Annotated in this window: 6 protein-coding genes; 4 read left to right on the forward strand and 2 right to left on the reverse strand. The window is 39.6% G+C overall.

Annotation, left to right across the window (positions count from 1 at the left end; translation table 11 throughout):
• Both VJ937_RS01925 and VJ937_RS01930 read right to left on the reverse strand, forming a co-directional pair.
• Window positions 1–3,602 (reverse strand): right-handed parallel beta-helix repeat-containing protein (locus tag VJ937_RS01925; protein ID WP_324065232.1); only part of this gene is annotated, 3,602 nt, incomplete at its 3' end.
• 289 nt (window positions 3,603–3,891) lie between these two features.
• Entirely contained in the window at window positions 3,892–5,502 is a 1,611-nt protein-coding gene (locus tag VJ937_RS01930; protein ID WP_324065233.1) for a lectin like domain-containing protein, read from the reverse strand.
• A 200-nt stretch (window positions 5,503–5,702) separates the two neighbouring features.
• On the opposite strand from VJ937_RS01930, the gene VJ937_RS01935 reads away from it, so the two are divergent.
• From VJ937_RS01935 to VJ937_RS01950, 4 genes are all read left to right on the forward strand, one after another.
• Window positions 5,703–6,956: a carboxypeptidase-like regulatory domain-containing protein gene (locus VJ937_RS01935; protein WP_324065234.1), complete on the forward strand. Its 1,254-nt coding sequence runs from the start codon at window positions 5,703–5,705 to the stop codon at window positions 6,954–6,956.
• Window positions 6,957–7,119: 163 nt separating this feature from the next.
• Window positions 7,120–7,659 carry an RNA polymerase sigma-70 factor gene (locus tag VJ937_RS01940; protein WP_324065235.1) on the forward strand — a complete coding sequence of 180 codons (540 nt, stop codon included), beginning with the start codon at window positions 7,120–7,122 and terminating at the stop codon, window positions 7,657–7,659.
• On the forward strand, window positions 7,656–8,621 hold the full coding sequence (locus tag VJ937_RS01945; protein ID WP_324065236.1) for a FecR family protein: 966 nt from the start codon (window positions 7,656–7,658) through the stop codon (window positions 8,619–8,621). The genes VJ937_RS01940 and VJ937_RS01945 overlap by 4 nt, the downstream gene beginning before the upstream one ends.
• Window positions 8,618–10,108: a carboxypeptidase-like regulatory domain-containing protein gene (locus VJ937_RS01950; protein ID WP_324065237.1), complete on the forward strand. Its 1,491-nt coding sequence runs from the start codon at window positions 8,618–8,620 to the stop codon at window positions 10,106–10,108. The genes VJ937_RS01945 and VJ937_RS01950 overlap by 4 nt, the downstream gene beginning before the upstream one ends.
• The last annotated feature ends 466 nt before the right edge of the window (window positions 10,109–10,574 follow it).

Raw genomic sequence — 10,574 nt, forward strand, 5'->3', positions numbered from 1 at the left:
TCGTTATCACAAATTGATGTTGTTTCGAGGTAATGATAAGCCGGATTTACGGTTAAATCGAGCATATACAGACTGTCGCAACCATGCTGGGTAACGAGACTATCGTAATAAATGCCGGTTTCGCTGTAATAATTATTTTGCCAGAACACACTGTCATCACTACAAATAGTATAAACTTGCTCATTATAGAAAGTTGAATTTACAGTCAGGTCGAGCACGAAAACACTATCGCAGGCTAATACAGTCGTGAGGCTGTCGTAATAGATACCGGTAGTCTTGTAGTAATCTCCTCGCCATAACACACTATCGGTATCGCATATTGCGGATGTCTCAATAAATTCATACGCCGGATTAACGGTTAAGTCGAGCATAATTACGCTATCGCAGCCGTCAATCGACGATAAGCTGTCGTAATAAAAACCTGTCTCGTTGTAATAATTGTCATGCCACAAAAGGCTATCGTTGGAGCAAATTGTGTAAGTCTCAGAGCTGAAAAATGCAGGGTTTACAAACAAATCGAGCACGTACACGCTATCGCATGAGTTGATGGTTATGAGACTGTCATAATAAGTGCCTGCATTTTTGTAGTAATCGCCCCGCCACAAGAGGCTGTCGTTATCGCAAATCGTAGACGATTCATAAAAGCTGTATGTCGGATTCACAAACAAATCGAGCACATAGACACTATCGCAACCACTTATTGATTGCAGGCTGTCGTAATACATTCCGGTTTCATTGTAATAACTGGCGCGCCAAAGCAGACTGTCGTTTCCGCATATAGTTGCTGACTGTTCATCGAGAAATGTTGGATTGTTATCTAATTGAAGTACGTAAACACTGTCGCAACCATCAACCGTAAACAGGCTATCGTAATAAATTCCCGGTTCTATGTAATAATCTTCATGCCACAACAGACTGTCGTTATCGCAAATTGAGTAGGATTCGATGTATGTATAAGTTGGATTTACCATTAAATTCAGGGTGAATATACTATCACAGCCCTGTTCCGTTTGCAAACTATCATAATAGGTTCCTGTTTCATCATAAACCTGACCGTGCCATTCGAGTGTTTCGCTATCGCAAATTGCGGCATCTTCCACAAATGAATATGAAGGATTAACAGACAGACTTACAGTATCTCTGGAAATAATTCCTGCTCCGGAATACACATGTACAAAATAGGTTCCCTCCACATCGGTTTCATAGGTTTGAGTTTTTACCAATGTGTCGGCGTTGCCCTCTTTGAACCATGCGTACGTATATTCTGCATCTGCTCCGGCATCGAAGGTAACCGGAGTTCCTTCGCATGTTATTTGGTCTGCACCCAATTCAACAATGGGTTTTTCTCCAATAATAATATTGTCTACAGCGATGTACGGCCAGCTTCTTACGCACGATTGAAATGTAAGTTCAAAAATATCTGTACTTAGTTGATTGAGCTCAAATACTTTGGTTTCGAAAGGAGTAGCTTGCGTTACGTGATACTCTTTTACTCCTTCCACATCGACTAATTCAGTCGTTCCATCAGTTAATACCCTGAACCATGCCTGCTTACTATGAGATTCAACATGTATTTTCATGTCAAATTGCAAAGCCGGATTTGTCATCCCTGAAATATCTACATTGCAAGAAGTTGCAAAGCCATGAAAATATGCATTTTCTACCCAAAGTTGAGTGGAATCGGGCGTATCGCCACCCTGCCAGTCGGACAAATGCCCGCCACTTTTATAGGTAAATTGCAGACCATAATCACTCTCATTTGCGGCTCCTGAACTTACGAAAACATCGGCATCAGAATTTGCAGATAACTTGAAAAAATATGAATTATTCTCTTCTAAATCGTCCAGAAAAGGATAGCTGTTTATTGAACCGAAACTGAGAAATGCCCTGGTAATTGAATCATCATCGGGAAGCTCGTCATCAGGTTGTTCTACAATGGCCGTGCATAAATATTCATCCGGGGTTGTCATATCTAGGGTGTTCGCAAAAGTATATTCTACGGTATCGCCGGAATTTACGGATTGCGAAATAGTTTCGCTTATGTATGTTGCCCCGCCATCAAGTGTATATTTGACCGGAACACTTCCGTAATTGGCTGTTCCACGGTTGACCAGTTTAATATGAACCTGTTCTGCAGGCGATAAATCACAGTCGGAAGGTAGCACGACATCAATCATGGCTAAATTATAAGTTAGCGGAGTAAACTCATCGGCACCCATATCCGGGTTGGAGCCATCGCGGGTTTCTCCATCAATATCGACAGATTCCAGTCCGGCTAAAGCAGCACCATTCAAATTGAGAGAAGATGTATGGAGATCGTCGGCAGACAGGAATTCCGGATTTTCCGAAATGGAGTTTGCATCTTGCCCGGAGGTAGTTTGCAAATCGATCAGTGTTGCACAATCTGTACCTTTCCACGAGGCTAATTGGGTTCCTTCTGTGTAATAGTCGTTATAATCAAAATCAATATTATGAAAATCAGAATAAGTGCTTAGAACTTGCCCATCTGCATAATTGTAAAAAACATTATTCTTTACTACCGTTTCATCTGATTCTAACCTAAGACACTTACCTGTTGAATATACGCTATTATGATATATTTCATAATAATCAGAATAACTTATACTTAACCCTTCGCCATCGCCCGATATGAAATTATTTGAAATGCGTGGGTTTACACTACCATCATCATCGCCATAATATATCTGTATTCCATAAACTGCAAAATTGCTTATGGTATTCCGCCGTATATCAATTTGAGCAGGGTAGTATAAATAAATACCTGTGTTCATATCTACAGTTGTTCCAGTAGGAGAATTGGCCAATATTTCATTACCTTCTATATCCACATTAAAACAATGGTCGCACTTAATAGCTGAATAACTGGGCGAACCTGTAAAGATATTAGTATTAATGCTTGCATCGCTGTAATTGTTCAGTTCAACTCCTCTATAAACCTGATTATGGATAATATTGCCTGTAATTACGGCATTAGCGGTTTTTTCTGATTCACTTTTACCAGTTTGTACAATAGCATAATATCCGCCATAAAAATAACTGTCTTCGATTCTCAAATTATTACAGTTTGTGTCAACCTCATCAGAGATAATTAAATGATAAGAATAATTGTAATTATTTTCTTCTTTAATTGATCCAATAAATTGACAATTATAAAAATGAATATCTGGCGAATTGGAAATTTCCACTACATTATTGTTATACACATGACTCTCCGATTTTATGGTAATATATCGAAAAGTGATATATTGTGTTGTATCGAATTTTACAACAAACGAAGAATCTCCAACAGTGGAAGCGTAGGTTAACTCAACATCGGTGCTGTCGGTAGTTGTTGATTGAAAAGTGATGTTATTTGCGGCTGAAGCGCCTGTTATATCAGGAATTACGACCTGTTCATCGTAAATACCGGGTTCAACATTAAACGTAACTGCTGCAGAAACGCCTTGAGTTGAGAGCGCTTCAACAGCCTCATTAAAAGTACCATAATCGCCGGAAGCGCCTATAGTATATAAGCCACTTAACTGGGAAAATGCATTCACCGTAGTGGCCAAAACAATGATAAAAATAAATAGTGCTTTCATTTTGGGATTTTTTGGGTAATGATGTGATTGAACTTATAAAGATACACTATAATTATGTTAAACTCAATATAAATAAAGCAACTTAACATTTGATATTAAGGAATATATAAAATATTAAGATTTATTCAGAGATTATCGAAAAATCATGAAAGCATTGTCAAATGAAGTGTGACCAGGTGATCGTGTCCGGGCTGTACTAATATTTAAAAAACCTATACAAAAACGGCATAAATAAAGGGGACTGCTCATAAATAAATGAGCAGTCCCTCTCCTTTTATAAATTACTTATTTATTGTTTAATTAATTTACCGGTAGCCATGCCATCTTCAGTGCGTATCTGGTATAAATAAATACCACTGGTCAAATGACTCATATCAACCTGCAACTGTGCTTTACCTCCAAAATGTATCGATTTTACAATCTGTCCGCTTAGATTAGAAATATAAAGCTTTCCTCCCCGGTGAGTACCTGCTAAGGCTATGTTAACTCTATCTTTTGCTGGTTGTGGCCAAACGTTTATATCGATATTTGTGTGTGGTTCGGATATAATACCATTGCCGGCCTCCATACCTTTATCGGCAATAGCTTTAATGCAAAAATTACCCGAATGCTCCCAGAATGCGTCACCTTCCGAATAAAAATCAATCCAGTGGCCCTGATCATCTTTATAGAAGCTCTCACCCTCCGAAGCGGTTGAATGTACCACCGTACGGGTATTTTCTGCACAAAGCAGTACGGGTACTTCAGAAGTGCGATCAAAGGGTTGCCCTCCTTTATCGAACTCCAGTTCCATGTAAAAATCATCTCCTTCCGGAATACCAATCAATTCAGGCAAATCTATAGTATGAAAACCTTTAATTTCTATAAAACCCGCTACCTGTCCGAGGTTATTAGAAAGCTCTGTATCAAAATCATCATAAATGGTGCAGGTATAATTCACGCTATCGGCGGCCGTGTAAAAACTTACAGCTTTAAGAGACATTGAATCAACTGCTGAGAAGGCGTTCATTGCTGTATTAGATTCGGTCCACGTATCGCGCCATCCGTGATAATCGTGATAGTAAATGGTATCGAAAAACGGCTCAACGGTATTTGAAAATGAGATAGCGCCCATTTCAGGTTCGCGGCCAGCCCATTTATCATAATACGAGATCCAGAAATACCCACTGTAACCCCAACTATTACCCCAACTATTTTTACACAGCCAGGCACCTGGCTGAGGGGCATCAGTAGGGTGGTTATCGTCCCAACCAACAATGGCAATTGCATGATTGGGCAACACATCGGAACCGGGCGGTTGATAATGGTTGTAGTTATAATCAATAAACTGTCCGTTGTATGCCATGCAAGTACCCATAACACCATTTTCCATTATCTTTGTTTTAAGCAAATCAATCCGCTCAAGACTATCCCCCATGGCAAGCCATTCGATGTTGCGCACATAAAAATAATTGTAACTGGTATCAGCACGCCGTGGCATATTCGAATGCCAATAACCTTCGATCGCAGTATCCTGAATGGCCCCCTCACCTCTCGACAAGTAGGCTGAGGTAACCAGGTAGTCGCCGCCATAATGTACTTCAAGACCACTCCCATCATCGGGCATGGTATCCTGGTTAAACTCCTGGTTAAACCCGTTCCACCAGTCCAAATGGTATTCGGCCAGGTTGGGCTCACCGTCCAAACCGGCATTGGTCCAGTTTGCGTTCATCATCAGATTACCTTCAATGGCAGCCATGGCCCCGTGTGTCCAGCAGGTGCCATCAATCTGGCTTTTCACTGAGGTAACAAAATTTTCGCCGTTATAATCGCGTAAATCAAATTGTTCAGGTAGTTCCTGGGCAAAAGAAGAATTAAAAACAAAAAGCGTTAAAAGAACAAAAGTGTAGTAGTGTTTCATAGCGTTTCTTTTTTGTAAAAGGATAGTATAATACAATTCAAATTTAATAAAATATTCTGATTTTCAAAGTTGTAAGTTGAAGCATGTCTATCAGCAATAATTCTGGTTGAATTTTTTTTCAGTTTTTTATAGGGTAAAATCATTCTGAAACGTCATTATGGTATAAGGGCCCCAAAATGTATAATTTAATCCACAGAATTATGAAACTTAAAAACTCCCATAAGAAGTTAAGAGCATCGGTGATGATACTATTACTGATCGCAGCCTCTGCTTTCCAAACTTTTGCCCAACCAGCCACACAAACTTTCGAGGGCAAAATTATAGACAACCAGACAGAGGATCCTAAATTTTACGCCTCAGTTGCAATAGAAAACACAAGCATTGGTACGGTAACCAACAGCGAGGGTACATTTATATTAAAAGTACCTGAAACCCTCATGGATGCAAATCTTGTGATATCGTTTATAGGTTATAAAAATGCTGTAGTACCTGTTAAAAGTCTGAAAAAAGATAAGATTAATACCATTGCGATTGAATCCAACAGTATTCAGATATCTGAAATTACAGCCACACCAAAAGACCCGGAAACCATTGTTAGGGCTATGTTTCGCAATATCAAAGAGAAATACTATTCAGACCCTGCAATGCTGGAAGCCTTTTATCGCGAAAGTGTAAAAGAACGCTGGAAGTATCAGATTTTGGCAGAAGCAGTGGTAGACATTTACAAAGCTCCGCTGGGTGCCATATTTGGCACCGACCAGGTAAGTATTCAAAAAGGCCGTAAAAAAGTAAATCATAGCGAAATTGATACGCTTTTAGTAAAGCTGCGTGGTGGTCCAAGGGTTTTGATGTACCTCGATCTGATTAAAAATCCTTCACTTATTTTGAATGAAGAGTACATGAAATTTTATGAATACGAGCTCGAAGATATTGTAATGGTAAATAATCGCGCACACTACATTATATCATTTAAGCAACTGCCACATGTTAACTTTCCACTGTACAATGGAAAATTCTATGTCGATGTTAAAAAGCTCGCCCTTAAGGAGGCCGTATTCTCCATGAATATGATAAATGACATTGAAACTCAAAGGCGCTTTATTCGGAAAAAGCCCATTGGTATGATCTTCGAACCATTATCAGCAAACTACCATATTCGTTACGAAAATATTGATGGAAAATGGTTATTTGACTACGCCCGTGCTACCGTTGAGTTTAAATGCGACTATCGCAGAAGGCTCTTCAAAAATAAATACACCATTACATCTGAAATGGTTATTACCGACCGTAAATTTACAGATATTCAGCCCTTCCCGCGCCATCACCGTTTTTACAGTAGCGACATACTCTCAGAAGAGATTGATAGTTTTACCGATGGAGACTTTTGGGGTAGTAAAAACATTATTGACCCGAGTAGTGATATCAGCAAAGCTGTGAAGCAACTTATTAAGTAATAAGGAGCCTGAGCTTTGACATGATTTAGTTTAACAAAATAATTGTACCTTTATCTGACAAATAAAACCATGGCCAATTCAAATTAACAAACCCGGTAAAGTTTGCCAACCTTTAGAACATAAAGGCTGGCAGACTTAGGCCATTGGGTTATTGCGGTTACGAATGGAAAAGTCTGACAAGCACATAATTAAACAAATAAAAAAAGGAGATAAAACAGCGTTTGAGCACCTGTTCAAAACGCTTTATACCGAGCTCTGCCACTTTGCAAATAGTTTTGTAAAAGATCCAGACGAAGCCGAAGAAATTGTACAGGACGCCTTTTACAAATTGTGGCAAAAAAGGAAACAACTTATAATTCAGAAAAACCTCAGGGGATATTTATACAAAACCATACGCAACAAGTGTACAGCTTATGGCAGGCATCTTAAAATTAAACAGCAGTACGAGCAAGATCCAAACACAGGCCATACGCCGGAAAGCCCGCTTGAGTTACTGGAAGCCACACAAATGGAGAAACTATTTAATCAAACCCTGATGCAACTACCCGAGCGGTGTCGTAAAATATTTAATCTGAGCCGGGAACAGGGCCTAAAATACAGAGAAATTGCCATTGAATTATCCATATCAATCAAAACCGTTGAAGCAGATATGGGTAGTACCCTAAAAGCCTTAAGAGAAGCACTCAAAACAGCACAAAAATGAATGATGCATTTTATATACAAGCTGCCCGTTTCCTGTCCGGAGAGTTAAATTCTTCTGAACATGAGGAGTTTGCAGCACAAATAAACCAAAACCCGGAACTCAACAAAGAGTTTCAGACAATAGCACAATACTGGAATAAAATGGATGATCAAAATTCAACCCGGTTCGATTCTGAGCAGGCATGGAGCAAACTGGAGCACAGAATAGCCAACCAGCAAGATGAAAAACGTAAAAAATTCATCAAAGCACCCAAAATGGCCATTGCCGCTGCAATAATTTTGGGATTTGGGCTCCTGGCACTGTTAGTGGCCTATTTTCTGCCCGGACATAACCAAATACGCTATGTGGCAGAACAACGCATGGAAATAACCCTGCCTGACAACAGTACTGTTATTTTGAAAAAAGGCAGCGAACTTACACTTGATGAACGGTTCAACAAAAAAACACGCAATACCAACCTTAAAGGCCAGGCATGGTTCGATGTGGCAGCCAATGATGATAAACCCTTCATAATTGAAGCAGCCAGAACAAACATCGAAGTGGTAGGAACTGCTTTTAGCGTTGACTCACGTCCAAACAGACCAGACCTGGTTATAGTAAAATCAGGTACAGTAAAAGTAAACCATAAATATACTAAAGAAAGCATGGTATTACAGGCCGATGAGTATGCCGAAGCAGACAATAAAAGGTTGTACACCATTAAAAACGTTAATCCCAACTACCTCAGCTGGGCACTACGGGACTTCTATTTTTCAAATGCCAATTTGGGCTATGTAGCCGCAAAACTGGAGGAAGCATTTGGTAAAAATGTGGTTTTCGCTGATTCATCAATTGGAAAAATGCAAATATCTGCTACCTTTAAAAATCAATCCCTGAAAGAAATTGTTGACATTATTTCTGAAACACACAATCTGCAATACACCTTTGCCGATGAAAATGTGGTACTAAAACAGAGGAATTGATTAAACCGCGCAGAATATGGTTGTTTTTAATTTTGCTTTTACCGGTATTTGCCAATGCCCAGGAAAAAGCAAACGACACGCTTATTTCGTTAAAACTTGAGCAAACCAATATACGGACTGTGCTGGATACCATTTCAGCAACTACAGGTTACCTCTTCTCATACAACAGCAAATACCTGAACGATACCACCAAAATTGACATTAACGTCGATAGTGCTTCTGTGGAGGATATCATTAAGCTAGTCGCCGATGACCGGGAAGTACAATTGGTCCGCAGAAACCGGCACATCATCATTAAAGAAGCACCCGGTAAAAATTATTTTATCCTCTCCGGATCGGTCAAAAGCAACAAAGAACCCTTAATTGCAGCTTCGGTATATTTTAAAAACACCTTTCAGGGCGTAATCACCAATGCCGATGGTGAATTTGTACTTAAAGTACAATCGCAATCTAAGGAAGACACCCTTGTATTCTCGCACCTTGGTTATTACAGCATGGAAATTCCTTTACAGGAGATTGAGCACAATCACATTGATGTAACGCTTAAAACACACAGCATTAAGCTGGAAGAAATCATTGTCAGTGGTGCCAGCGCCCGGACAATTGTCAAAAACATGATGGAAAATCTGAATGCTCACTATCCGAAAAAAGATGTGGCCTACACTGGTTTTTATCGCGAAGAGGTAAAGCGGGGCAACGATTACCAGTATTTTTCAGAAGCAGTGCTGAAGGTTTACAAAAACAATTACCAAAAAACCATTAACACAGAGCGCATCCAGCGTATACAAAGCCGCACCATAAAATCGGCCAGTAAAAAAGACTCGGTTTTACTAAAAATTAAATCAGGGCTGCGCACATCACTCTACCTCGATGTGGTGCGTAATCGACCCTCATTCATGCATCCGCTTACCTTCGACCATTACACCTACAAAATAGAACGCACATCCTACATCAACGGGCAAATGGTGTACATCATTAATTTTAATCCCATTGCAGGGACTAAAGTACGTTACGAGGGCCAGCTGGTGATTAATGCAGAAAACTTCGCACTCGAAGGCGTAGACTTTGCCTATGCCGAATCCCGTAAAGATGCCCTCGAAGAGCTGGTATCGAAACGTTCCAGGGGTGTAAAGAAAAAATTCAACCAGGCCAGTTACAAAGTGCGTTATAAGCGCATTGGAAACACCTGGTATCTGCAGCGCACTGAGACGCTACTCTCTGTAAAGGTCAAAAAACGCGGCAACTGGTTTTATAAACCTTACACCTCACAAACAGCTTTTTACGTAGTAAATACCGATACTACAAACGTTGAGAAACCCAGCAGGCGTGAATCGGTTAATCCGAGTGTGATTTTTTCTGATGAAACATTTAATTATGCACCTGAATTCTGGGGACAGTACGACTATTTTAAACCATCAGACAAAGTAATCAACGACCTCAAGAAAATTGAGCAGATTGAACGTGCTGTTTCACAAGGCATGGATTAATTCAATTAATTACTCCCACGCACATATTTATTAAATTAAATGCTTAACCACCTTTATTCATGAACCGGGGACGAAGGATGTACTCAGCTCAGAAAATCTTTCGTGTTTTGTGCAATGGGGGACCCAATTTTGGCATAACCCCTGTTTTGTGCACCATAACGACGCCCTAAAAACCCACATTTGAAAATCAGCCAGTTACGAATAAAAAATTGCATTTTGGGTCATGCGGAACAAGTTTAATGGGTCATTGATTCAAAAATATGGATTTATCACTACGTTGTTTTTTGAAATGATACATTAAAGTTTAAAACGATATAACATTCATAAACACCGCCTCAAGCCGGCTTGGCTCTTCATTTTTGGCTTGAACCAAAAACGAAGCAAAAAATTCAAGGCTTAGTATTTTGAGCGACCTTCATTTCTTTCATAAGCTAAATTAAAATAACTCACGGATGCTGCTAAAGCT

It is taken from the genome of Salinivirga sp. (assembly GCF_035268865.1).
GTDB lineage: Bacteria > Bacteroidota > Bacteroidia > Bacteroidales > Salinivirgaceae > Salinivirga.